The sequence below is a fragment of the Gordonia bronchialis DSM 43247 genome, from assembly GCF_000024785.1.
GTDB lineage: Bacteria > Actinomycetota > Actinomycetes > Mycobacteriales > Mycobacteriaceae > Gordonia > Gordonia bronchialis.
This window is the reverse complement of the sequence record NC_013441.1, coordinates 2,573,460-2,597,869: the sequence shown is the minus strand read 5'-3', so window position 1 is coordinate 2,597,869 and position 24,410 is coordinate 2,573,460. Positions and strand designations below refer to the sequence as shown.

Annotated in this window: 16 protein-coding genes and 2 pseudogenes; 9 read left to right on the top strand and 9 right to left on the bottom strand. The window is 69.0% G+C overall.

From position 1 onward, the window contains the following. Window positions 1–40: 40 nt before the first annotated feature. The 3 genes and pseudogenes from GBRO_RS12075 to GBRO_RS26535 all read left to right on the top strand — a co-directional run. A pseudogene (locus tag GBRO_RS12075) lies at window positions 41–4,819 on the top strand (amino acid adenylation domain-containing protein); the annotation flags it as partial. Window positions 4,820–4,904: 85 nt separating this feature from the next. Next, window positions 4,905–6,176 carry a condensation domain-containing protein gene (locus GBRO_RS26990; RefSeq protein ID WP_227892884.1) on the top strand — a complete coding sequence of 424 codons (1,272 nt, stop codon included), beginning with the start codon at window positions 4,905–4,907 and terminating at the stop codon, window positions 6,174–6,176. After that, window positions 6,173–7,519 (top strand): annotated as a pseudogene (locus GBRO_RS26535) (MFS transporter); the annotation flags it as partial. The gene GBRO_RS26990 and the pseudogene GBRO_RS26535, both read left to right, overlap by 4 nt. A 23-nt stretch (window positions 7,520–7,542) precedes the next feature. Here the strand turns inward: GBRO_RS26535 and GBRO_RS26985 are convergent. Beyond that, a complete protein-coding gene (locus GBRO_RS26985; protein WP_012834223.1) occupies window positions 7,543–9,120 on the bottom strand; it encodes a (2,3-dihydroxybenzoyl)adenylate synthase in 1,578 nt (525 codons plus the stop codon). A gap of 24 nt (window positions 9,121–9,144) precedes the next feature. Here GBRO_RS26985 and GBRO_RS12060 point away from each other — a divergent pair, with 24 nt between their 5' ends. From GBRO_RS12060 to GBRO_RS12050, 3 genes are all read left to right on the top strand, one after another. Further along, a complete protein-coding gene (locus tag GBRO_RS12060; RefSeq protein ID WP_012834222.1) occupies window positions 9,145–9,807 on the top strand; it encodes an isochorismatase family protein in 663 nt (220 codons plus the stop codon). Beyond that, window positions 9,804–10,532 (top strand): 2,3-dihydro-2,3-dihydroxybenzoate dehydrogenase, encoded by a 729-nt coding sequence (locus GBRO_RS12055; protein ID WP_012834221.1) that lies wholly within the window; start codon window positions 9,804–9,806, stop codon window positions 10,530–10,532. The genes GBRO_RS12060 and GBRO_RS12055 overlap by 4 nt, the downstream gene beginning before the upstream one ends. A 144-nt stretch (window positions 10,533–10,676) precedes the next feature. Next, window positions 10,677–11,585, top strand: coding sequence for an ABC transporter substrate-binding protein (locus GBRO_RS12050; protein WP_227892883.1), 909 nt, complete (start codon window positions 10,677–10,679; stop codon window positions 11,583–11,585). A gap of 217 nt (window positions 11,586–11,802) precedes the next feature. Here the strand turns inward: GBRO_RS12050 and GBRO_RS12045 are convergent, their stop codons facing one another. From GBRO_RS12045 to GBRO_RS12030, 4 genes are all read right to left on the bottom strand, one after another. Further along, entirely contained in the window at window positions 11,803–12,375 is a 573-nt protein-coding gene (locus tag GBRO_RS12045) for a hypothetical protein (protein WP_052298263.1), read from the bottom strand. A 136-nt stretch (window positions 12,376–12,511) separates the two neighbouring features. Further along, on the bottom strand, window positions 12,512–13,543 hold the full coding sequence (gene meaB / locus GBRO_RS12040; RefSeq protein ID WP_012834218.1) for a methylmalonyl Co-A mutase-associated GTPase MeaB: 1,032 nt from the start codon (window positions 13,541–13,543) through the stop codon (window positions 12,512–12,514). Further along, window positions 13,543–15,834 carry a methylmalonyl-CoA mutase gene (gene scpA / locus GBRO_RS12035; RefSeq protein ID WP_012834217.1) on the bottom strand — a complete coding sequence of 764 codons (2,292 nt, stop codon included), beginning with the start codon at window positions 15,832–15,834 and terminating at the stop codon, window positions 13,543–13,545. The genes meaB and scpA overlap by 1 nt, the downstream gene beginning before the upstream one ends. Continuing rightward, entirely contained in the window at window positions 15,831–17,789 is a 1,959-nt protein-coding gene (locus GBRO_RS12030; protein WP_012834216.1) for a methylmalonyl-CoA mutase family protein, read from the bottom strand. Before GBRO_RS12030 ends, scpA begins: the two co-directional genes overlap by 4 nt. A 22-nt stretch (window positions 17,790–17,811) precedes the next feature. Here GBRO_RS12030 and GBRO_RS12025 point away from each other — a divergent pair, with 22 nt between their 5' ends. The 3 genes from GBRO_RS12025 to GBRO_RS12015 all read left to right on the top strand — a co-directional run bounded on the left by GBRO_RS12025 (window position 17,812) and on the right by GBRO_RS12015 (window position 19,900). Continuing rightward, on the top strand, window positions 17,812–18,663 hold the full coding sequence (locus GBRO_RS12025; protein WP_012834215.1) for a TVP38/TMEM64 family protein: 852 nt from the start codon (window positions 17,812–17,814) through the stop codon (window positions 18,661–18,663). A 68-nt stretch (window positions 18,664–18,731) separates the two neighbouring features. After that, window positions 18,732–19,331, top strand: coding sequence for a hypothetical protein (locus tag GBRO_RS12020; protein WP_012834214.1), 600 nt, complete (start codon window positions 18,732–18,734; stop codon window positions 19,329–19,331). Then, entirely contained in the window at window positions 19,328–19,900 is a 573-nt protein-coding gene (locus tag GBRO_RS12015) for a hypothetical protein (protein ID WP_012834213.1), read from the top strand. The genes GBRO_RS12020 and GBRO_RS12015 overlap by 4 nt, the downstream gene beginning before the upstream one ends. Before the next feature lie 27 nt (window positions 19,901–19,927). Here the strand turns inward: GBRO_RS12015 and GBRO_RS12010 are convergent, their stop codons facing one another. The 4 genes from GBRO_RS12010 to GBRO_RS11995 form a co-directional block, all read right to left on the bottom strand. Next, a complete protein-coding gene (locus tag GBRO_RS12010; protein WP_012834212.1) occupies window positions 19,928–21,601 on the bottom strand; it encodes an alpha/beta hydrolase in 1,674 nt (557 codons plus the stop codon). Further along, window positions 21,598–22,938 carry an SPFH domain-containing protein gene (locus GBRO_RS12005; RefSeq protein WP_012834211.1) on the bottom strand — a complete coding sequence of 447 codons (1,341 nt, stop codon included), beginning with the start codon at window positions 22,936–22,938 and terminating at the stop codon, window positions 21,598–21,600. Before GBRO_RS12005 ends, GBRO_RS12010 begins: the two co-directional genes overlap by 4 nt. A 52-nt stretch (window positions 22,939–22,990) precedes the next feature. Continuing rightward, window positions 22,991–23,416, bottom strand: coding sequence for an NfeD family protein (locus GBRO_RS12000; RefSeq protein WP_012834210.1), 426 nt, complete (start codon window positions 23,414–23,416; stop codon window positions 22,991–22,993). 84 nt (window positions 23,417–23,500) lie between these two features. Beyond that, window positions 23,501–24,328 carry a DUF3097 domain-containing protein gene (locus tag GBRO_RS11995; RefSeq protein WP_012834209.1) on the bottom strand — a complete coding sequence of 276 codons (828 nt, stop codon included), beginning with the start codon at window positions 24,326–24,328 and terminating at the stop codon, window positions 23,501–23,503. Window positions 24,329–24,410: the final 82 nt, after the last annotated feature.

The window sequence follows — 24,410 nt, the reverse complement described above, 5'->3', positions numbered from 1 at the left end:
GGCGACGGCACAACGACTCCTGGCATATCTCACCCGGGTGATGGACGCGGTGGCGGCCGACCCACGCATCGGTGTGGACGCCATCGATCTCCTCGACGCCGACGAGATCGACGCCCTTCGGCAACTGGAGTCCGGTCCGCCCGCCGCGACCGGCGCCGAGACGACGCTCGTGGATCTGCTGGATGCCGCGATCGCGGCCCATCCCGACGTCGTCGCGCTGCGCGACACCACCGGCGCGACTCTCACCTATCGGGAATTCGACTCGGCCACCGGGCGTCTCGCGATGCGACTCCACGAGAACGGGGTGGGTCCCGACGACGTCGTCGCGGTCGCCACCGAGCGTGGCATCGGACTGCTCGTCGCGGTGCACGGTGTGCTGCGCGCCGGCGCCGCCTATCTGCCCGTCGACGTCGATCTGCCCGCCGATCGCATCGCGTTCATGCTGGCCGACTCGGGTGCCGTCGCGGTGGTATCCGACGCATCAGGCGTCGAGATGCCCTGGTGTCCTGCGGATCTGACGCTCATCGACCTCGAGGGCGAGGACGTCTTCGGTGGCGGGCCGGTCCCGGATGTGGGGATCGTGCCGCGCCCCGCGGCCGGCAATGCCGCCTACGTCGTGTACACCTCCGGGTCGACGGGACGGCCCAAGGGCGTCGTCGTCGACCACCGCAGTGTGGTCAACGTACTGACCTGGCGGCAGGCCACGATGCCCGGCGATCCGTTCGGTCCCGGTGACACCGTCCTGGTCAAGACACCCGTCGGCTTCGACGGCGCCGTCTGGGAACTGGTGCTGCCCTTCGTCTGCGGAGCCACAGCCCTGGTGGCCGAACCGGGTGTGCACCGTGATCCGGTGCGGCAGGCGCAGATCATCGCCGAATTCGGTGTGACGACAGCGGTGTTCGTGCCGTCGCTGCTGGACCTGTTCGTTCCGATGATGGCCGGCGACGGCAGCCTGCGTCGCATCATCGCCGGTGGCGAGGCCCTCACCGCGGACCTGGCCCACCGGGTGTTGACGGCGGCACCGCACCTCGCGTTGATCAATGCCTACGGCCCCACCGAGACCACCGTCGTGGTCACCGATCAGCTCGCGGCGCCCGATACCGCAGGGCCCACGGTGCCCATCGGGCGACCGATCGCGGCCACCACGCTTCTGGTGCTCGACGGTTCCCTGCGCCGCGTCCCGGACGGAGCGGTGGGCGAACTGTACGTCCGCGGCGATGCCCTGGCCCGCGGCTATCTCGGCCGCAGTGGGTTGACCGCTGCCGCCTTCATCGCCGACCCGACCGGCGAGGTCCCCGGTGCGCGTGTGTACCGAACCGGCGACGTCGTGCGACGACGCGACGGGCTGCTCGAGTACGTGGGTCGCGCCGACTCCCAGGTCAAGCTGCGCGGCAACCGGGTCGAGATCGGTGAGATCGAGGCGGCCATCCGGGATCTCGCGGTCGTCGACGGTGCGGCCGTCGCCGCGACCGGAGACCGATTGGTCGCGTGGGTGATTCCCGCGGATCCCGCCGCCGATCCGGGCCGTCTCGTGCCGACGATCATCGAGCAACTCACCGGCCGGCTGCCCGACTACATGATCCCCGCGCCCATCACGGTGCTGGCCGAGTTCCCGCTCAACCACACCGGGAAACTGGACCGACGCGCATTGCCGATGCCGGTACTGGGCGCCGACACCGGCACGGCTGCGCGGACCGAGCTCGAAGCCGATCTCGCCGAGATCTTCGGCGTCGTGCTGGGCGCCCCGGTTCACGACGTGGACGCGGACTTCTTTGCGCTGGGCGGTCATTCACTGCTGGGCATCAAGGCGATCAACCTCATCCGCGCGACCCTCGGCTATGAGGTGGGCCTGCGTACCCTGTTCGACCGGCCCACCGTCGCTGGTCTGGCGGCACATCTGTCCGGCGGGGACGGCACCCAGCCGGACACCCAACCGGCGGCACAGCTCACCCGGCGCGCGGATCGTCGAGCGGTTCTGTCCTTCGGTCAGGAACGCATGCTGACGCTGCATGCGGTGAACGGCCCGTCGTCGACCTACAACGTGCCGCTGCTGTGGCGGCCCGGCGGTGTCGGCGCACTGGGCGGCGAGCCCATCGACCACGAGGTGCTGCGCGCGGCCGTGCACGACGTGGTGATGCGCCACGAGGTGCTGCGGACTCGCTATCCCGACGCGGCGCCGCTCGTCGTCGCCGACCCGGTGGTCCCGGTCGATATCGTGCCCGGAACCGAGGCACTGTTCGCCTCTGCCGCATACGCTTTCGACCTGGCCGACGAACTCCCCATCCGGGTGGCCGCCACCGGCGACCTGGCTGTGGTGACCATCCACCACATCGCCACCGACGAGTGGTCGGCGGCTCCGCTGCGTGCCGACCTCGACCGCGCGTACACGGCGCGTCAGGCCGGCCGGGTTCCCGACTGGCAGCCGCTGGCGTTGCAGTACTCGGATTTCGCGGCGTGGCAACGCGAGACGATCTCCGGTGCCCGGCGCGACGCACAGCTCGCGTTCTGGCGTGCCGCACTCACCGGGGCACCCGAGGAACTGACACTGCCCTATGACCGGCCGCGCCCACCGCGGCCCTCCGGACGGGGCGACGGCGTGTTCCTGGCCCTGGACCCCGACCTCGTCGACCGGCTACGGCAACTCGGCGCTGCCACCGGAACCTCGATGTTCATGGTCGTGCAGGGCGCGGTGGCGGTGCTGCTGGCGCGTCTCGGCGGAGGCCCCGACATCCCCCTCGGCACACCGGTCACCGTGCGCAACGACGCCCGCCTCGACGAGTTGGTCGGGTTCTTCCTCAACACCGTGGTGTTGCGCACCGACACGTCCGGCAATCCCACCGCGCGCGAGTTGCTCGGCCGCGTTCGCGACACCGATCTGGCCGCCTTCGATCATCGCGACGTGCCGTTCGAGCAGGTCGTCGACGAGGTGACCTCGGCGCGTTCCAGCGCGCTGAACCCGCTCTTCCAGACGATGGTGGTCTACGTCGACGGCCGGTTGCCGGCGATCACCGAGGGTTCGGGTCCGCTCGCGCCGACGACCGCGAAGTTCGATCTGTCCTTCGACTTCACCGAGGATGCGTCCGACGGGCGCGTTCGGGTCGGGGGGGTCATCGAATACAGCACCGATCTCTTCGACCGTCCGACGATCGAGGCGATGGCGACCCGACTCGTCGCCATTCTGGAATACATGGCGAGCCGGCCGGATTCGCCGCTGGGCGGGTTGGACATCCGCACCCCGGCCGAACTACGTGAGTTGCATCGGCCCGCCGCGCCGGCGTCGACCTTCGCGGCACTGTTCGACGCGGTGGTCGCGCGCGGTCCGGATGCGCCGGCGTTGCGTGGCGCCGACGGGCGACGCACCTTCGCCGACCTCGACGCGAGGGTGCGGCTCATCGCGAGTCGCCTCGCCGACGACGGAATCGGCCCCGAGGATGTCGTCGCGATCTGCCTGCCCCGCGGGATCGTCGCACTCGAGGCGATCTTCGGGGTGCTGTACTCCGGTGCCGCCTGTCTGCCGATCGAACCGGGTACACCCGGGGACCGGGTGGCCGCGATGTGCCGCGTCGCGGCACCGCGACGCGTCATCGACCGACTCGACGATCCGATCCTGGCACCGGGAGCTCCCGTACCGAATACTGTGCGGCGTACCGTATCGCTCCGCCCCGATCATCCGGCCTATGTCATCTTCACCTCGGGATCGACCGGCACGCCCAAGGGTGTGGTGGTCTCCCACCGCGGTCTCGCGAACCTGTTCGCCAGCCACCGGCGGATGCTGCACGACCGGCCAAGCGGCGCGCCGGACGGGAACGGCTCCGGGTCGGTCACGCGTGGTCGCTGGCCTTCGACGCGTCCTGGCAGCCGCAGTTGTGGCTGCTCGACGGGCATGAGATCAGCATCGTCGACGAGGACACCCGACGCGACGCCGACGCGCTCGCCGCCCGCCTCCGCGAGGAGAGATGGGACTTCCTGGAACTCACCCCCTCCCACCTGCGACAGCTCGGCGGCGCCGAACAGTCCATGGCGGCAATCGGTTTCGGGGGGGGAGGCCATTCCGGACGACCAGTGGCGGGAACTGGGCGCGCTACCGGACAGCGACGCCTACAACCTCTACGGGCCCACCGAGGCGACCGTCGGTGCTCTCGTCGCGCGGGCATCCGACGCAGATCACCCGATCGTCGGGCGCCCGGTCGACGGAGCGCGCGCCTATGTTCTCGACGACGCATTGCGGCCGGTACCCGACGGTGTGGATGGCGAACTCTACCTGGCCGGTGCCGGGCTGGCCCGCGGCTATCTGGGTCGCGGCGACCTGACCGCGGAACGCTTCGTGGCCGATCCGTTCGGCGAGGACGGGACCCGGATGTACCGGACCGGAGACACGGTTCGCTGGACGCGGGACGGGCAGCTCGTCTACCGCGGCCGCGGCGACGATCAGGTCAAGATCCGCGGGTACCGCGTCGAACTGGGTGAGATCGAGGCGGCGTTGCTCGCGCGGCCCGGGGTGAGCCAGGCCGTGGTGATCGTCCGGGCCGGTCGTCTGATCGGTTATGTGGTGGCGGATCCGCGCAGTGTTCCCGATCCGGTGGCGCTGCGTGCCGATCTCCGACATGTGCTGCCCGACTACATGGTTCCGGCGGCGATCGTCGGCCTTGACCGGATGCCCACCCTGCCGAACGGGAAACTGGATCGGCGGGGGTTGCCCGACCCGGTGACCGACGCGGCCGTTCGCGCCCCACAGACCGCTGACGAGCTCGCGGTGGCCCGCGCGATCGCCGACGTCGTCAGCCTGCCCCCGGAACAGGTCGGTCTCGACGAGGACTTCTTCGAGCTCGGCGGGGACAGCATCGTCGCTATGCAACTCGTCTCCCGGTTGCGCGCAGAGGGTCGCTGTCTCCCCCCGCGACGTGATGAGCCACCGCACCACCGCCGAACTCGCGGCGGCGATCGGCGCGCCGGGTGCCGCACGGACGGTGGTCGCCGACATCACCTCCGGACCGGTGCCCGCCCTCCCGATCGTGCGCTGGCTCGAAGAACTCGTCGACGGCGACGCCGACCGGATCCGCGGCTTCCACCAGTCCGCGCTGCTGCGTGTTCCGGCCGACTTCGATCCGAACCTCGCGGCCCGGGCGATCGGGGTCCTGCTGCGACGTCACCACATGCTGCGCGCACGCCTGGTGGCCGACGAGCGACCCTGGCGGTTCGACGTCGGTGCAACGGCACCCGATCCCGTGGTGGCCCGCAGCACCGACCGGGATGTCAAGGCGGTTGCGCGGCAGGCCCGGGAGGCCCTGAACCCGGTTGCCGGACAGATGATCTCGGCCACGTGGATCGACTTTGGCGATGACCCCGGACGGCTGTTGCTGCAGATCCACCACCTGGTGGTCGACGGCGTGTCGTGGCGGTCGCTGGTTCCCGAACTGCTCGCGGTCTACACCCAACTCGCCGACGGCGTCGACGAGCCGTCGCTCGGACTGCCGCCGGCACCCACGCCGTATGCCGCCTGGGCGCACACCGTGGCCGGTCTCGACCGCACTACCGAACTGCCCTATTGGACAGGCGATCTGGTCGATGCCGCCGCAACGGCCGGCGCACTGTTCCGGCGTCGGATCGACCCGGCGGTCGACACCGAGGACACTGCCCGTCGCCACGTCGTCGAGGTGGATACCGAGGTGTCCGGCCGTCTACTCGGACCGACACCGTCAGCGCTCGGGGTCGCGGTGGACGATGTGCTCCTCGGGGCCTTCGGTGCGGCAGCCGGGAGGCCGACGCTCGTCGACCTCGAGGGGCACGGTCGGGTCGACGACCTGTTGCCCGGCGCCGACGGTGGCCTGGGCTACGGTGTCCTGCGGTATCTGTCCGGCACGGCCGCTGCGGGGATCAGTGCCGCGGCGGGGATCGAGTTCAATTACCTCGGCCGGTATCGGTCCTTCGAGTTCGGCGACTGGGGTATGGCGCCCGAGTCGGCCGACATCGGCGCGGGCGGCACCATGCCCGCCGGTCACGGGCTGGTCGTCGACATCACCACCGTCGACGGTCCGGACGGGACCCGCATGCGGGCGTCCTGGACCTATCAGCCCGGCGTGATCGACGACGAATCGGTCCGAGCACTCGCCGAGCGGTGGCTGGCCGCGCTGCGCGAGGTAGCCCGGCCCGACGAACAGCGAGGAGCTCACCGATGAGCAGTTCGGTCCTGATCGATCTGTCACCACTGCGCGAGAGCGCGCCCTTCCGGCGGATCTTCGTGGCGCGACTCATCTCGCTCGTCGCGATCGGGCTGCTCCTGGTGTCGGTTCCGGTGCAGATGTGGGATCTCACACGGTCCAGTGCGCAGGTCGGCGCCGCGACCGCCGTCACCGGGATCACCACCTTCGTCGGGATGCTGGTCGGCGGACTCCTGGCCGACCGGTTCGACCGCAAGTACCTGATCCTCGTCGGACGGTCCGGGGCGGCATTGTCTTTCGCGGGTCTGGCGGCCAACGCCTTCGGGGTGTTCGGGGGCGAACCCCGGGTCTGGATCCTCTACCTGCTCGCAGCGGTCGACGGTCTGATCGGCGCGTTGTCGACCTCGGCGCTGATGGCCGCGGTACCCACGCTGATCCCGCGGGACAAGCTCGTGGCCGTCGGCGCCCTGAGTTCGCTGACGGTACGCATCGGTACGGCCGTGTCACCGGGTGTCGCCGGTCTCGTCATCGCCGCGGCGGGGGTCGAGTGGGCTTATGTGACCGCCGCCGCCCTGGCGTGCGTCACCGTGCTGATCCTGCTCGGTCTGCCGTCCATGCCGCCGACGGCACCCATCGCCGGTGACCCCCCGGCCGCCGACGCACCAATGTCCTCCGGGGCCTCCGTTTCGGCCGGCTCCTCAGGTGCGCCCGAGACATCGGCTGAGTCGGGGCCGGCCGGACCGCCGTCGCTGCTGCGTTTCCTGGCGGGTGAGCGAGTCGTGACCGGGGTGATGGTCGTCGGCGTGCTCGCGATGCTCGGGGCCGGAGTGGTCGCCCTGCTCCCCGGGCTGGTCGCCGAGCGCTTCGACGACAACCCGGCGGCCACCGGCCTGCTCTACGCCGCGGTGGCGACCGGCGCGATGATCGCGGCGCTCACGAGCGGATGGATGACCGTCCTGCGACGGCCCGGTCTGGTCCTGCTGAGTGCGCTGCTGCTGGCCTTCGGCGTGCAGATCCTGTTCGGACTCGCTCCGGTCCTGTGGCTCGCCCTCGGACTCCTGCTGGTGGTCGGGTTCATCGAAGCCGTGCAGGAGGTGTTGCGCTACGCGCTGATTCAGCAGCACACCCCCGGGCCACTCCTGGGCCGGGTGAACGGGATCTGGATGGCTCAGGAGGTCGGTGGGGTGACCGTCGGCGCACTCGTCGCGGGCGCCTTCGGCTCGATCTGGGGTGCCGCGGATGCCCTCGTCTACTACGGCATCGCGATGGCGGCGCTGGCGATCGTCGCGATGATCGTGCTGCGCGCGCTCGTTACCGTGCGGGGACACCGACCGGTCGAGCAGACCACTGATCCGGACGGGGATCGGAGCCACCCTCGGGGGGCTCAGCCCGCGAGCAGTTGCCGCAGACGGCGACGGCTGACCTTGCCGACACCCGTCTCCGGGAATGCCTCGATCACCTTCACCACGTCGGGGAGCTTCCATTCGGCGAGTCCCGCCGCGCGTACGTGCCGGCGGATCCCGGCCAGCGTCGGCGGTACCTGCGGATCCGCGGGAATGATGTAGGCGCAGGTCCGTTCGCCGAGATAGGCGTCGGAAACCCCGACCACGACGGCATCACGCACATCGGGATGCCCGAGTAGCTGTTCCTCGACCTGTTCGGCGGACACCTTCTCGCCGCCGCGGTTGATCCGGTCCCCACCCCGCCCGCGCACGATGAGGTTGCCGCGGTCGCTGAACTCCACCACGTCGCCGGTGCGGTACCACCCGTCGGGCGTGAACGACGACGGACTGGCGTCCTGCCAGTAGCTGCGAATCGTGTACGGCCCCTGCGTTTCCAGGAACCCGGGCCCCGACGTCACCGGGTCGCCGTTCTCGTCGACGAGTCGCAGCTGGTCGTCGTCGGACATCGGCCGGCCCTGGGTGGTGGTGACCTCGTCGATCGGGTCGTCGAGCCGCGTGTAACAGACCAGCCCCTCGGCCATGCCGAAGACCTGCTGCAGGGTGACGCCGAGGGCCGGGCCGATCCGGCGGGCCAGTTCGTCGGGGCAGCGTGCGCCACCCACCTGGATGGTCTGCAGAGAGGACAGATCGAAATCGGTTCCGCGCTCGGCGACCTCGGTCCACAACCGGGCCAGTGGCGGCACCAGCCCGGTCATCGTCACGCCCGCGTCCTGTATCAGCGCCCAGGCAATCGACGGCTGCGGCGACGCGGCCAACGCGATCGTGCCACCGGCCAGCATCGCGCCGAGGATACCCGGTGAACTCATCGGGAAGTTTTGTGCGACAGGCAGAGTCGCCATGTAGACGGTGTCGGCGGTGACGCCGCACAACTCATTGCTCCGGCGCACGCTGTACAGGTAGTCGTCGTGTGTGCGCGGGATCAGCTTCGGGATGCCGGTACTGCCCCCGGAGAGTTGCAGAAAGGCGAGTTCCCCCGGGTCCGAGCGCCGATGTTCGACCGGGTCGGCGAAGTGCGCCTCGAGATCGTCGGCGTCGATGAGCACGCCGACCGAATCCACCTGCGCCATCACCGTTTCGGCCAGCGCGCGGAAGTCGGTTGCCGGGTCGGCGCCCGGCGAGATGATCGCCACCGCCCCAGCGGCCCGGGCGATCGGGACCAGTTCGCTCTCCCGATTTGCGGGCAAGGTGAACACCGGAATCGCGCCGAGCCGGAACAGCGCGAACACCGCCTCCACGTAGCCGACGCGATTGGGGATCTGCACCACGACCCGGTCCTCGGGTCCGATACCGGCTGCCATCAGTCCAGCGGCCAGACGGCTCACCCGGTCGTCGAGGTCGCGGTAGGTGAGTCGGCGCTCGGCGTCGATGACCGCAAGACGCTGCTCGCTGCCCGGCTCCTGCGCCCGGGACCGCAGCACGTCGTTGAAGGTGTGGCCGGACCAGAGTCCCAGGTCGCGGTAGCGTTCGACAAGGTTCGGGGGCCAGGGAGCAACCTTCACATCAAGTGAGGCTACCCTAATGGGGTGGCCATACCTCCGATCCCCCCGTACGAGATACCCGCCGGTCCGTTCCCCGTGCGCGTGGACTGGACCCTGGATCCGGACCGAGCAGCACTGCTGATCCACGACATGCAGCAATACTTCCTCGACGCCTACCGACTCGAGGAGCAACCGATGGCGACGGCGCTGCCGAACATGGTCGACATCCGCGATCGATGTGTGCGGGCGGGCGTCCCGGTGATCTACACCGCGCAGCCGGGCGACCAGCACCCGTCCCGGCGAGGCATCCTCGCCGACTTCTGGGGCGCGGGACTCGAGTCCGGCCCCGACGAGCAGATCGTCGAGCAGCTCGCCCCCGGCCCCGACGACATCCGGGTCACCAAGTGGCGGTACTCGGGCTTCCAGCGCACCGATCTTCGGCAATTGCTCGCCCATCACGGCCGCGATCAGCTCATCGTCATCGGCGTCTACGCCCACATGGGCTGCATGATCAGCGCCACCGAGGCGTTCATGAGCGATGTGGCGCCGTTCTTCGTCGTCGACGCGATGGGCGATTTCACCCGCGAAGAACACCAGATGGCCGCCGACTATATCGGCAAGCGTGCGGGTCGGGTGGTCTCGACCGCCGAGGTCCTCGAGGCACTCGCAGTGGGTGTTGGCGTCGGTGCCGGGTCTCGGCGATCATGACCACCGAATCCCCGGCCGCCGGGAAATTGGCCGGTCACCGAGCGGTTGTCACCGGTGCCGCCGGTGGGATCGGCGCGGCTGTCGCCGAACTCCTCGCGGCCGGCGGGGCCGAGGTCCACGCCTGGGACGTGGTCTCGGCATCCGGGATCCGAGTGGTCGACGTCGCGGATCGCCAACAGGTCCAGAATGCTTGGAGCGTAACGGAATCGGAGCACGGACCGATCGACCTCATGGTGAGTGCCGCCGGTGTGCTCACCGACGACTGGGATCGCTGCATGGCCGTCAATGCGGGAGGAGTCCGCAACATGCTCGACGTGGCACTCGACGCGATGGTGGCCCGCGCCTCCGGCTCCGCGGTGGTGATCTCGAGCAATGCCGCGACGGTGCCCCGCACAGCGCTGGCCGCATACGCGGCGTCCAAGGCTGCCGCAACGTCCTATACGCGCAGTGTCGGATTGGCCGCGGCGTCGTCGGGGGTTCGCGTCAACATCGTCTCCCCCGGCTCCACCGACACCGACATGCTGCGCGGCATGTGGTCGTCGCCGGCCGACCGTGACACCGTCCTCGCCGGCGATCCGCAACAGTTTCGGCTCGGCATCCCGCTGCAGCGGATCGCCACACCGGCCGACGTCGCCGAGGCGGTGGCCTTCCTGCTCTCCGACGCCGCCCGGCACATCACCCTGCACGACCTTCGCGTCGACGGTGGTGCGACGCTGGACATGTGAGACCTATGTCCACGTGGGCAAACTGCACGAAACACCTTCTGCCCCAATTTCTTTCGACGAAACCCGACGATTGGCGAAACGCTGTGACGACATCCCGCCGGTTCCCACGAACCGTTCTGATCGCCTTGCTCGCACTTCGGCGTGGTGACCGCCTGTTCCTCGTCGGCGGAGGACGAGGGCAACCACCAGGTCAGCATCGACCTGCTCGGCGGGCAAACCGCGAGCATCGAGGTACCCAAGAATCCGACCCGGGTGATCAGCCTGCTGAACAACTGGACGGCAACCCTTGCCGCGCTTGATGTCCCGATCACCGCCGAGTTCGTCCAGCAGGGCTACGGTGGTCCGAACAACAAGTTCGCGTGGACGCCGGAACACCAGTCGGAAGTGGTGGTCACCGCGGCCGACACCATGCCCACGGTCGATGACATCGCTCGGTTCGATCCCGATCTGATCATCGCCGGACAGACGCTCGACAAGGATCTGCTCGACGGCTACACCAAACTCGCCCCGACGATCACCGTGCTCAACAAGAACGGCCCGGTGGACACCTGGCAGGACATCGCCACCGCGACCGGCAAGATCTTCGGCAAAGAATCGCAGGCAGCCGACCTGGTGGCCAAGACCCAGCGCAACATCGACAGCTTCAAGTCCGAACACGCTGGGGCACAAGGTAAGACGCTCACCTACGCACTGTTCCAGTCCACCGGCGGATTCGGAGCCATCAACTCGGTCAAGGATCCGGCGGCCGCGCTGCTGACCGAGTTGGGCTTCACTCTCAATCCTCAGCTCGCCGCGCAACATGACGGTTCGACGACTCGGTCCCGGCTCTCGCCCGAGCGCATCGACCAGCTGGACTCCGATATGTTGCTCGCCTATACGCTCGGCGACCCGGCCGCACTGAACCGCATCCCCGGCTACAACACCCTGACCGCAGTGCGCAACGGCACCGTCGTCTACCTGAACAACGACACCTCGCCCGCCTTCGGCGTCCCGAGCGCCCCGTCGGTCGACTACGTCACCCAGAACCTCGGTCAAGTCGCCTCGAAGTTCTGAACCCCGCGCTGGTTGAGCCGCGGCCTACCCCCAGCCGATCGAGCCGCCCCCGCTGGTTGAGCCATGGTTGAGCCGGCACGGACGAGCGAAGCTCGCCTGCCGCGCGTCGAAACGAAATGGCGAGGTGAGGGTCTGCGCAGTTCGGCACACCCGTCCACTTTGCGCGTTGGACATCGACGTGTCTGATGGGTGGACCGTTGGTGCGGACGCTGTTGTCTCACTGTGGTTTCGACGCGCGGCGGTCTCGCTTCGCTCGACCATCGCGGCTCAACCAGCGGAACGAGAAGGCCGCGACTCGACCAGCGGTACGAGAAGGCCGCCGCTCACCAACACGTCCGGAAAGCCGCGGCTCAACCAGCGCAACGATAACGCCGGGGCTGCCGACACCCGCGTACTCGGTGGCCGCGATGATGTAGCCGTCGCGCAACCACGGTCCGATCCAATTGTCGTAGCGCCCTTCATGTCCCATGCGGTCGGTGACCGTGCATTGGTCACCGAGACCGGCGGTCCCGTCCGCGTAGCCGACGATGCGCCACCCTCCGGTCCGGGGTTTCGCCGGAACCATCACGGTGCCCCGGACCGCAATGAGCTTGCCGGTGTGATCCGGGGACAGGTAGGTGATCAGATACACCTTGCCGGCGCCCTTGACCTTGGCATCGGGCCGATCGGTGATGTCGGTGACGCTCACCAGATCCCCGGCGCGCCCCGGTGCGGCAGCCACCGGTGCCGACATCGTGGTCGCCACTGTCGCGAGCACGATGGCGAACACCGCCAAGACCGAGACTCCCACCCGAAGGCCGGTCCTCATCACCCCACCGGACACATCGCCACCTTCCTCGATCGGCGGAAACCGCCCGCCGCCTGCCGTACCTTAGGTAAACCTAAGCAACGTAGCAGGCCCGCGCATCGTCGGTGCGCCACCCCTGTCACTCCTGGGTGTCGAAGGCGTCCACGATCTGCTGCGCTGCCAGCGCTGGGGTGAGATCGCCTGTGCGCAAACGATGTTCGACGTCGCGGCGAATGCCCTTGACGGCCGTCGAGTTCTCCAGCCGGGACAGCACCAGATCGTGCACCATCGCCCAGGTCCAGTCGATCTGTTGCTGATTGCGTCGGGCGTCGAACTCCCCCGCCTCGGTGAGCACCCGATTGTGCTCGCGGACCGTCTCCCAGAACTCGGCGACGCCGTTGTTCTCCATCGCGCTCATGGTGAGGACCGGCGGCGTCCACAGCACGTCGTGCGGATAGATCAGCTTGAGCGCGTTCTTCAGTTCTCGCGCAGCCGATCTCGCCTCGTTGAGGTGCTTGCCGTCGGCCTTGTTCACCACCACCACGTCGGCCAGTTCCAGGACCCCCTTCTTGATGCCCTGCAGCGAGTCACCGGTCCGGGCGAGGGTCAGGAAGGTGAAGGTGTCGACCATGTTGGCGACGGTGACCTCGGACTGCCCGACACCCACGGTCTCGACCAGCACGACGTCGAAGCCCGCGGCTTCCACCAGCACGATGGATTCACGTGTGGCCTTGGCCACCCCGCCGAGGGTGCCCGACGTCGGCGACGGCCTGATGTAGGCGTTCTTGTCCACCGAGAGCCGGCCCATCCGGGTCTTGTCGCCCAGGATCGAGCCACCGGTGCGCGTCGACGACGGGTCGACCGCGAGCACCGCGACCTTGTGGCCCTGCTCGATGAGGTGCATGCCGAGCGCCTCGATGGTCGTCGACTTCCCCACCCCGGGAACGCCGGTGATGCCGACGCGGAACGACTTGCCCGCGTGCGGGGTCAGCCGCAGCAGCAGTTCCTGCGCAGCGGCGCGGTGGTCGGGCCGGGTGGACTCGACGAGGGTGATGGCCCGTGCGAGGTCGGCGCGACTGTCGGCGAGCACCGCTTGTTCGAGGGCATCGATATCGATGCGCCGGCGCGCGACGGTGGTCTGCGACGGTGTGGATTCGCGCTGTTCGGCCATCACTCGCCGGCGACGCCGGCCAGCTCGAGTCCGAGGTTGTCGGCCAGTTTCGTGACGAGCTCGACGGCGGAATCGGCGATCACCGTGCCCGGCGGGAAGATCGCCGCGGCGCCGGCCTTGTACAGCTCGTCGAAGTCGCCGGGCGGGATCACGCCGCCGACCACGATCATGATGTCGGGCCGGCCGACAGCGGCCAGCGCCTCGCGCAGCGCGGGCACCAGGGTGAGGTGACCCGCGGCGAGGGAGGAGACGCCGACGACGTGCACGTCGTTGTCCGCGGCCTGCGCGGCGACCTCCTCCGGTGTGGCGAACAGCGGACCCACGTCGACGTCGAAGCCGAGGTCGGCAAAGGCGGTCGCGATCACCTTCTGTCCGCGGTCGTGGCCGTCCTGGCCCATCTTGGCCACCAGGACGCGCGGACGACGGCCTTCGGCGTCGGCGAACTTCTTGACGACCTCGATGGCCGCGTCGACGTTGCTCACGTCTCCTGCCTCATGCCGGTACACCCCGCTGATGGTCTTGATCTCCGCTTGATGGCGACCATAGACCTTTTCCATCGCGTCCGAGATCTCGCCGACGGTGGCCTGATGACGGGCTGCCTCGATGGCCAGGGCCATCAGGTTGTTCTCCAGACCACCATCGCTCGATGCGGCGGCACGGGTGAGATCCTCGAGGGCCTTGTCCACGGCGGCCTGATCACGCTGAGCGCGAAGGCGTTCCAGCTTCTCGAGCTGTTCGGCGCGGACCTTGGAGTTCTCGACCTTGAGGACCTCGATCTCCTCGTCGTCGGCGACCTGATACTTGTTGACGCCGACGAGCGGCTGCTGCCCCGAATCGATGCGCGCCTGGGTGCGGGCCGCGGCCTCCTCGATGCGAAGTTTCGGCAGGCCCTCGTTGATGGCCTGCGTCATCCCGCCGGCCTCCTCGACCTCGCGGATGTGCGCGCGGGCCTTCTGGGCGAGCTGGTGGGTGAGCCATTCGACGTAATCCGAACCGGCCCATGGGTCGATGGGCCGCGTGGTCCCCGACTCCTGCTGCAGCAGCAGCTGGGTGTTGCGCGCGATGCGCGCGGAGAAGTCGGTGGGCAGCGCGATGGCCTCGTCGAGGGCGTTGGTGTGCAGCGACTGCGTGTGGCCCTGGGTCGCGGCCATGGCCTCGATACAGGTGCGGGCCACGTTGTTGAAGACGTCCTGTGCGGTCAGCGACCAGCCCGAGGTCTGCGAATGTGTGCGCAGTGACCGCGATTTCGCGTTCTTCGGCGCGAAATCGGCGACGAGTTCACTCCACAACAGCCGCGCCGCACGCAGCTTGGCGACCTCCATGAAGAAGTTCATGCCGATGCCCCAGAAGAAGGACAGTCGTGGCGCGAACTTGTCGATGTCGAGCCCGGCGTCGAGGCCCGCGCGGATGTATTCGACACCGTCGGCAAGCGTGTAGGCAAGCTCGAGATCGGCTGTGGCACCGGCTTCTTGGATGTGGTAGCCGGAGATGGAGATCGAGTTGAACTTCGGCATCTTCTGGCTGGTGTACTCGAAGATGTTCGAGATGATCCGCATCGACGGCTTGGGCGGATAAATGTAGGTGTTGCGGACCATGAACTCTTTGAGGATGTCGTTCTGGATGGTCCCGGCCAGCTTCTCCGGCGGTACGCCCTGTTCCTCGGCGGCCACCACGTAGAGCGCGAGGATCGGCAACACCGCGCCGTTCATCGTCATCGACACCGACACGCTGCCCAGGTCGATGCCGTCGAAGAGCTGGCGCATGTCGAGGATGGAGTCGATGGCGACCCCGGCCATGCCCACGTCCCCGGCGACGCGCGGGTGATCGGAGTCGTAGCCGCGGTGGGTGGCGAGGTCGAAGGCCACCGACAGGCCCTTCTGACCGGCGGCCAGGTTGCGGCGGTAGAACGCATTGGACTCGGCGGCGGTGGAGAATCCCGCGTACTGGCGGATCGTCCACGGCTGATTGACGTACATCGTGGGATACGGCCCGCGGATGAACGGCGCCTCGCCGGGGACCGAATCCAGCGGATAGGGGTGCTCGGCATCGGTGGCGATGGCGTCACGGTCGGTGCGCGTGTACACCGGGGCGACGTCGATCTGTTCCGGTGTGCTCCAGGTGATCTGCTCGACGCTGTAGCCGTGCGCATCCGCGAGTTCACGGACCGCCGCGTCGCCGGCCGGCGACGAATCCCCTTGCGCGGCAGCGTCGTCGGCGGTCGCCGGGGTCAGCGGGACGTCGGCGAACGACGGGACCGCCTTATTGTGTGCCTGGGGTTGCGTCTGAGTCATGATGATGCTCCCACCGGCGCGGTTGCGCCCGCATTCTCGTCGAGCTGATCGAGCAGATCGGTCAGGGTCGCCACGGCGTCGATGCCGACGCGCAATGACCCGTCGGGACGGTCCGCACCGTCCGGCCACTCCTTGTCCGGACCGGCCAGCAGTACGCGGTCCAGTCCGGCTGCACGCGCGGCAGCCAATGCGGCGGGCCCGTCGTCGGCGTAGCGCTGCTTGGTTCCGCAGAGCACGGCGATGGAGGTGGCGGCGCCGCCGACCGCCTCGGCGATGGTGTCGGCGGTGAGCGGCCCCGGATTGACGGCTTCGATGCCACCGGAGGCGAGGAGATTCGCCACGAAGGTGGTACGCGCATTGTGTTCGGCGACACTGCCCAGCGGAAGCAGCAGAATCGATGGTCGGGCGCCGCGTTCGGCGAGGCTCACGTCGGAACGATCCCGCAATGCCTCGAAGGCGCGTCCCACCCGTGCCAGACGCGGTGTACCGGTCACGAGTCCGTCGGCGGCCTCTGATGCCCCTGCCCCCAGCGACCGTTCGGTGAGATTGGGGAACTCGTTGACGCCGGTGACCGACGTGCGACGATGAGCCACCTCGACGTCGCGGGTGGCCAGCGACGCACCGACCCGGTCGGCGATCCATCCACTCTCCAGCGCGCTGCGGTAGCCGCCCGCCGCCTCGATCTGGGTGAACACCGTCCAGGCGTTGGCGGCCAGATCGTCGGTGAGGGACTCGATGAACCACGAGCCGCCGCCAGGATCGAGGACCCGGCCGAGATTCGACTCCTCGAGGAGCAACAGCTGGGTGTTGCGCGCGATGCGACGCGAGAAGGTGGCGCTCGAGGTGCGCAGATCGGCGGGCAGCGCCGCGTCATAGCCGAGCACGGTGACCTGGTCGGCGCCACCGACACCGGCACCGAAAGCGGCGATGGTGCTGCGCAGCATGTTCACCCACGGGTCACGCTGGGAGAACATCGACAGATCGGTGACGGCGTGGGTGAGTGCACCGCCGGACTCACGCGCGCCGAGCACATCGGCCACGCGGGACCAGAGTTTGCGCAGCGCACGCAATTTCGCGATCGTCGCGAACTGGTCGTCGTCGGCGGAGACGCCGAAGGTGATCTGTTCGAGTGCCGCGGCGGCGGACAGACCCGCGGCGGTGAGGTCGCGTAGATGGGTAACGGCCGCGGCGACGACGAGCGCGAGTTCGAGACCGTTGTCGGCGCCGGCGGTGGCGAAGTCACCACCCTCGACCCGGAAGGTCCGTACCCCGGCCGGCAGATCGCCGGTGGCCAGTGCCACCGCGGCGTCGGCGTCGACCGTGGCGCGCCCGGAGAAGGCGGCGGTCAGCGGGGAGAGCCCGAACGAGTGTGTGGTCCCGGCGGTGACCGGCGCAGCCTGCGGCGCCTTGGCGGCCTCGGTGCGCAACCGCAGGAGTTCGCGGGCGGCCTCGACGGCGTACTCCCCCGCGTCGAGGGTCACCGGCACCAGATCGAGGTAGACGCCGGCGAGTGCGGTACCGAGATCTGCGGTCGACAGACCGGACCCGTCACCGTCGCGCACGGACAACCACAGACCGCTGGTGCCGTTGGCCATCGCCTCGAGGATCGACTCGTTGACACCCTTGGCGGGGGTGTCGTCGTCACCGAAGCGCTCGGTGACGCGCCAGCCCACCGTCACATCGCGACGCGGATCGCTCCCCCGGACGAACGGGAAACGGCCCGGAAGCCCGGGTTCGGCCGTCTCGTCGCGACGGGTGTAGAGGGGACGGATGGTCAGTCCGTCGGGGGTCGTGGTGGACAGCAGCGTGTCAGCATCGGCGGGGAGCTCCTCGACGGCGACGCGACGGGATTTGGCGAGAACCGCGGCTGCGGCCTGCGACCACGCCTGGTACGCCTCGTCGAGTCCGGATTCGGATCCCGGCGCGGGTTTCTGCTGGTCAGTATGTTCTGACATGTGGGGTAGCACACCTCCGGTGATGCTCTGTGCGAGCGCGTACACGACCTTAGCCGATCGCTCGCTCGGCCCGGTCATCGACGCGGAGACGGTGACGAAGACCACCGTCGGAGTCCGAACGTACAGTGACGGGGTGCCCGACACCCCCACCCGGCCCGTCGAGTCGTCCGCGACGCACAGCCGAATCGACCGCCGCGCCCTGCGCGCTGCCGCGATCGCCGCGGTCGTCGTGGTCGTGATCCTGGCATGCACCTATTTCCTGCCGACGCCCTCGGTGGCGGTCGTCCGGTCCTGGGGGCAGTCGCTGGGCCCCTGGTTCGCCTGGCTGTTCTTCGCCGCCTACGCGATCATCACCATCGCCCCCATTCCGCGATCGACGTTCACGGTGATGTCGGGCATCTTCTTCGGACCGGTGGTCGGTTTCACCGGGGCGATGATCGCGTCGACGGTGGCGGCAGTGGCCGCGTTCCTGCTGGTCCGTCGCCTTGGCCGGGCACGCGTCCAGCCCTACCTGAAGAAGCCCGTGGTGGCCGCCGTCGAGTATCGGCTGAGCCGTCGTGGATGGCTGGCCGTCGGCTCGCTGCGCCTGATCGCCGCCTGTCCGTTCTCGGTGGCCAACTACTGTTCGGCCCTGTCATCGGTACGGATCGTGCCGTTCACGGTCGCCAGCGTGATCGGGATGGCACCGGGAACCGCCGCGGTGGTGTTCCTCGGTGACGCCCTGACCGGTAATCGCAATCCGGTGTTGCTGGTCCTGACCGGACTCTTCTTCGCCGTCGGGATCGCCGGGCTGGTTCTCGATGCTCGCCTACCCGTTCGCGACCCAGACCCCGGCCGTCCCCTTGATTCGACGACATCAAGCCAGCAGGCTTGACTGTTGCAATGGCCGTTCATCAAGCCATACGGCTTGAATTGCGAGAATCAAGCTTTTACACTTGATCAATGTTCGTCATGACCGTTGACCAGCGCGGCAGCCGCAGCGACATCGATCGCGTCGACGAGGTGCTCGACAGACTCGCCGAGTGCCGTACGGTCCGCCCTTTCGAGCGCACCGCCGGCGACGAGATCCAGGCCGTCCTCGACGACGCGGCAACCACCGCGCAGCTGACGGTGGACCTGGCCGCCGACGGCCATTGGAGCGTGGGAGTCGGGATCGGACCGGTGTCCCTCCCCTTGCCACCGTCGACCCGCGCCGGCCGCGGACCCGCCTTCGAACTCGCGCGCGACGCAGTCGAGGCCGCCAAGAACCAGCGGGTCCCCCTGGCGGTCCGCGGGACATCACCGCGCTGGTGCACTCACGCGCAGACCGCCGCACGTCTCCTCGCCGACGTCGTCGGCCGCCGGAGCCCCGCCGGAAGCGAGGCCGTCGCCCTGGTGCGCTCCGGGATGACCCAGGCCGACGCTGCCGAACACCTGGGGATTTCCCCGCAGGCGATGTCGCAGCGCCTGCGGGCCGCCGCGTGGGATGTCGACGCCGACAGTTACGCGCTGGTGGCCGACCTGCTCACGCAGGCAGCGGACGATCCGGGGATGCGCCCATGATCATCGTCGCCATCATTCTGCTGGCCGTTGCCGCGGTCCTGGCACCGGCGGTCGCCGTCGCGCGTCCGCGGATGCCGGGCTGGACCGATCATCCGGTACGCGTGGACATCGCCACCTCCGCGGTCCTGCTGGTCCTCGTCGGGCTGGCCGCGCTGCTGGCAGCCGCCTCCGGTTGCGCGACCGGCGCCGGCGGGGTCATCGCCCGGGTCGTCGCGGCGCTCGCCGCGGTCACCGGCGGTTCACCCATCGTGCGTGGTGTCCTCGCCGGCGGCGGTGTGGTGACCAGGAACGACGACACCGAACCCGGCACCGCGCCGCACGGCGATCCCGATGCCGCCGGTCCGCTGCGGGGCGGCCGGGTCATCGGTCACCTCGAGCGTCTGGCGGTGGCGGCCACGCTGCTCGCCGGCTGGCCGGAGGGCCTCGCGATCATCCTCGCCGTCAAGAGCCTGGCCCGTTACCCCGAGCTACGGGCTCCGCACGCCTCCGAGCAGTTCATCATGGGCACGTTCGCGTCGGTGCTGTGGGCGGTCGGGGCCGTCGGCGCCGGAACCCTCATCATCACCTGATCGGCCAGGATCGTTCAGAGCGGTCAGTCAGTCCGGTGGCAGGCCGGCCAGGATACGGGCGAGGTGATATCCCGAGGTGCGCAACTGCCAGTTGGAGCCGTTGCGCGGGTAATCGGCGTGCGTGTGCGCGCCCTCCCGCTCGACACCATCGGGCGTCGTTCGGGGGCCGACGTCGAGCCGGCGCAGCGTGGTGGCCAGCGGCGCCGGCCCGTTCAGGCCGAATCGCCTGCGCGACTGGAACTTCGCAATCCAGTCCCGATCCCCCTGCATGACGTACCCGTGCCCCGGGGCCAGGCCCAGTTCGGCTTCGGTTCCCGCTTCGAAGCCGGGTGAACCGTAGAACGCCGCGTCGTCGACGGGATGGCCGCCCGGCTGCTGCAGGGCGATGCCCTGGGTGAGGGATCCGTAGGAGTGCCCGAACGCCACCAGATGCGGATCGGTCTTGTTCGACGTCGCATCCAGGCCGCGATAGAACGCGACGAGGTCGGGGGCGCCGTTGGTCGCCCGATCCTGTTGGGCCACTTCCAGAAAGCTCCAGCCCGGCAACCGGGATCCGCGATTGTCGGGTGGCTCGTAGCCCAGCCACATGATGGTCGAGACACTCTGGCCGTCGCGCCCGGCCAGACGAAGCTGCCGGTAGGCCTCGTGCCGCAGCGATTCGGTCTCGCCGATCGCGCCGGCGAAACTGTTGCGGATATTGGTGTCCATTCCCGGGGTCGTCACCGAGACATGGTCGGCGTCATCGGGATTCGCGATCGCGACGACGGCCTTGCCCTGCTCGCCGGAGTCCATGTCCAGCAGCAACAGCATCCGGCCTTCCGGATTCTGTGGGCTCCACGAGTTCTCGCCGATCAGCTCCTGGAGTTTCTCGACGTCGGCGATCTTGGCGCAGACCTGTCTGAGTCCGGCATCCTCATTGGTGAACCAGCCCTTGAAGAAGTGCCGATTCACCTGTGCGCGAAGACGATCGGCGACCTCCTGCAGGCGTGCGCGCACCCCCGGCAGGCGTGCCACATTCACCTCGTGTCGCACGGCGCTGGGAATTCCGGGCACATTGCCGAGCCACTCCGGGTGGCTCGAGATGAGCTCACGCTGCTGCTGGCGCGGCAACGCTTCCCAGGCGGCGCGCACAGCGGCCGGCGTCGCGCCCCTCGGCGGGGCGCCGGGCATCAGTCCGCCGAGCGCGGCACCGGCCGCGACGGCATCCGGGATCGTGGTCGCACCGCGGGCCGTGATCTGCCCACTGCGGATGGCCGACACGATGCGGTTGGCCTCATCGGTCACCGCGGTTGCCTGATCGATCAGGGCCCGCGCCGAGAACTCCAGACGTGACCGCAGCCGCTCGCGACCGGCGTCGGGCCCGGCTCCCGGCGCGGTCGTCACCTGCCCGTCGGGTTCGACGACCAGCGACGCCGCCTCGGCCAGACCACGCAGCGTCGCGAGCTGGCTTTGCAGATGGGCGGCGGCCGTCGAGGTGTCCATCGCGAGCCGACGGGCGGCGCCGAGCGCCGCGGCGGTGTTCGGATCGCGCGGATCACGCCCGTCGAGCAATGCCGCGCCACCGGGCTGCCCGAACCAGGCGGCCACACCATCGGCGGTCGGGAGCACCGCGGCGATCTCGTCGGGACTGCGGACATCGAGATGCTTGGCCACAGTGTCGAGCGCACCGGTGTCCCAGGTCTCGATCGTGGTCAGGTTCACTTCTCGGATGGGCCCGCCGCGTGGTTATGCCCCGGATAGGGGGCCTGCCCCGGGTAAGAGGCCTGTCCGGGATACGGCTGGACCGGCGGGGCCGACTGCCCGGGCTGCGGTGCGCGGCCCTGCGGGTCCGTCCACGTCGCTTGGCCGACAGCAGGATTCGGCACGGCAGAGGGATTCGGCACGGCAGGCGCTTCGATGGGTTCGGGGTCGGGTATCGAGAGCCGGTCGGCGCGTCGGGGGAGCTCGGGTTCGACGGGGGTGCGCGCCACCGCCTCGGCCTCGGCCACCGCCTGGGCCACCTTGGGGTCGGAGGTGAGCGAGAACCAGTCCTCGGTCTCCGACTCGTCTACCTCGGGCACCGGGTCGTCGGCAGCCTGATAGCGGAAGACGCCGTCGTCGCCCTGAACGCCGAAGGATTTCGCGAAGCTCTGCAAAGCGGAACCGAAATCCGACGGCACCACCCACACCTTGCTGCCCTCCCCCTTGGCCATCTCGGGCAGTTGCTGCAAATACTGGTAGGCGAGCAGTTCCGGTGTCGGCTTGCTCGCCTTGATGGCGGCGAAGGTCTTCTCGATCGCCTTGGCCTCGCCTTGGGCGTTGAGATACGCCGCCGCACGATCACCCTGAGCTCGCAGGATGCGCGACTGCCGCTCGGCCTCGGCGCCCAGGATCGCCGCCTGCTTGGCGCCCTCGGCGGCCAGGATCTGCGACTGCTTGGCACCCTCGGCGGTCTTGATCGCCGATTCGCGCTGACCCTCCGCGGCCAGGATGGTGGCCCGCTTCTCGCGGTCGGCCTTCATCTGCTTCTCCATCGATTCCTGGATCGACGGCGGCGGCATGATCGACTTGAGTTCCACCCGCGCGACCCGCAGGCCCCAGCGTCCGGTGGCCTCGTCGAGCACTCCGCGCAACTGACCGTTGATGGAGTCACGGGAGGTGAGTGTCTCCTCCAGGGTCATGCCGCCGACGACGTTGCGCAGCGTGGTGATGGTCAGTTGCTCGACACCGGCGATGTAATCGTCGATCTCGTAGACCGCCGACCGCGGATTGGTGACCTGGAAGTACACGACGGTGTCGATGGACAGCGTCAGGTTGTCCTCGGTGATGACCGGCTGGGGCGGGAAGGACACCACCCGCTCCCGGATGTCGACGCGTGCGCGGATGCGGTCGATGAACGGCACCAGCAGAGTCAGTTGCCCCGAAACGGTCCGGGTGTAGCGACCCAGCCGCTCGATGACCGCCGCCTCCGCCTGCGGGATGAGCGCCACCGATTTCACCAGCACCACCACCACCAGCAGGGCCAGCAGAACGAGTATCGCCAAGCCGAAATACTCCATCACGCAACACCTTTCCGGGCTTCACACCCGTTCATCGGCCGGACCCGGGAGTTCAGCCGCGCCACACCACTGCGGTGGCACCGTCGATCTGCACCACCATCACCTGTTCACCAGCCGCGATCACCTCGCCGGGATTCATCGAGCGTGCCGACCACACGTCGCCGTCGATCTTCACCCGGCCGTCGTGGTCGTCGACCTGCTCGGTGACGATCGCGTGCCGACCCTCGAGTGCCTCGGTGTTGGTGAGAACCCGTGGCCGACTCAGCATGTGCCGCTTGGCAACCGGCCGGACACCCACGAGCAGCAGGACCGAGATCAACGCGAAGACGACGACCTCCAGCCAGACCGGGGCGCCGAGAAGAGCCGCGCCCGCCGCACCGACGGCACCACCGGCCAGCATCAACAAGAACAACTCGCCACCGAACATCTCCGCGATGACCAGAAGTATCGCGGCGGCCAGCCACAGCAGCGCGCTCATGAGTCCAGTCTGCCAGAAGTACGCGCACCGACGGTCGGTCCCGGCCACCGCTAATCGTCGGCCCCACACGAGGGGCGCGGGAAGTCAGTCGTCGTCGGCCGCTGCGGTGACGAAGTCGAGGAGTTCCTCGACCGACCGGAGCAGATCGACCTCGAGATCGCGAAAATCTGACACCCCCGCAAGCACTCGGCGCCACCCGTCGCGCGGCTCACCCCAACCCAATCGTGTGCAGACACCGGTCTTCCAGTCGGTGCCCATCGGCACCCGCGGCCAGGCGTCGATGCCGACCGAGGCCGGTTTCACCGCTTCCCAGACGTCGACGAACGGGTGCCCGCACACCAGTACGTGAGGGCCGACACCGGTGGTCAGTCTGGCCTCCTTGGAGCCGGCGACCAGATGGTCGACGAGCACGCCGGCCCGGCGATGAGCGGCCGGTCCGAAGTCGGCGAGCGCCTCGTCGAGGTTGTCGAGTCCGTCGAGGCTCTCCACCACCACACCCTCGGCGCGCAGATCGTCGCCCCAGACCCGTTCCACCAGGGTGGCGTCGTGCGCACCCTCCACGAAGATGCGGCTGGCCCGCGCGGTCCGGGCCCGGGTGACCGGCGCGGCCCGTGATCCCGATGCGGTGCGGGCAGCGGGTCGGGGGCCACGGGTCCGCGGCCGCACCAGCGTCACCGGCTTGCCGTCGATCAGGAAGGCGGCCGGGTGCATGAGGAACACGCGGCTGCGTCCGTGCCGGTCCTCGAGCCGGACGAGATCCCCCGAGTAGCTCTTCTCCAGTCCGACGATCGCACCGCAGAAACCCGACGCCGCATCCTCGACGACGAGGTCGGTGTCGGCGGCCACCTCGGGCACGCGGGCCTTGGCACGCTGCGGACGGGCGAGCACATCGCGCCCGTAACGGTCATCCATCGCACACCTCTCACCGTTTCGCCCCGACGCGGGCGCGCTCGTCATTCGCCGAGCGGCCGTCGGGGACTGCCGACGAGAAGCC

Excerpts from the sequence above, each read along its gene's own strand:
- GBRO_RS26990 (WP_227892884.1), top strand. The coding sequence starts at position 4,905 with ATGAGCCACCGCACCACCGCCGAACTCGCGGCGGCGATCGGCGCGCCG.
- GBRO_RS12055 (WP_012834221.1), top strand. The coding sequence starts at position 9,804 with ATGACCACCGAATCCCCGGCCGCCGGGAAATTGGCCGGTCACCGAGCG.
- meaB (WP_012834218.1), bottom strand. The coding sequence starts at position 13,543 with ATGGCCGAACAGCGCGAATCCACACCGTCGCAGACCACCGTCGCGCGC.
- scpA (WP_012834217.1), bottom strand. The coding sequence starts at position 15,834 with ATGACTCAGACGCAACCCCAGGCACACAATAAGGCGGTCCCGTCGTTC.
- GBRO_RS12030 (WP_012834216.1), bottom strand. The coding sequence starts at position 17,789 with ATGTCAGAACATACTGACCAGCAGAAACCCGCGCCGGGATCCGAATCC.
- GBRO_RS12025 (WP_012834215.1), top strand. The coding sequence starts at position 17,812 with ATGCTCTGTGCGAGCGCGTACACGACCTTAGCCGATCGCTCGCTCGGC.
- GBRO_RS12020 (WP_012834214.1), top strand. The coding sequence starts at position 18,732 with ATGTTCGTCATGACCGTTGACCAGCGCGGCAGCCGCAGCGACATCGAT.
- GBRO_RS12015 (WP_012834213.1), top strand. The coding sequence starts at position 19,328 with ATGATCATCGTCGCCATCATTCTGCTGGCCGTTGCCGCGGTCCTGGCA.
- GBRO_RS12005 (WP_012834211.1), bottom strand. The coding sequence starts at position 22,938 with ATGGAGTATTTCGGCTTGGCGATACTCGTTCTGCTGGCCCTGCTGGTG.
- GBRO_RS12000 (WP_012834210.1), bottom strand. The coding sequence starts at position 23,416 with ATGAGCGCGCTGCTGTGGCTGGCCGCCGCGATACTTCTGGTCATCGCG.
- GBRO_RS11995 (WP_012834209.1), bottom strand. The coding sequence starts at position 24,328 with ATGGATGACCGTTACGGGCGCGATGTGCTCGCCCGTCCGCAGCGTGCC.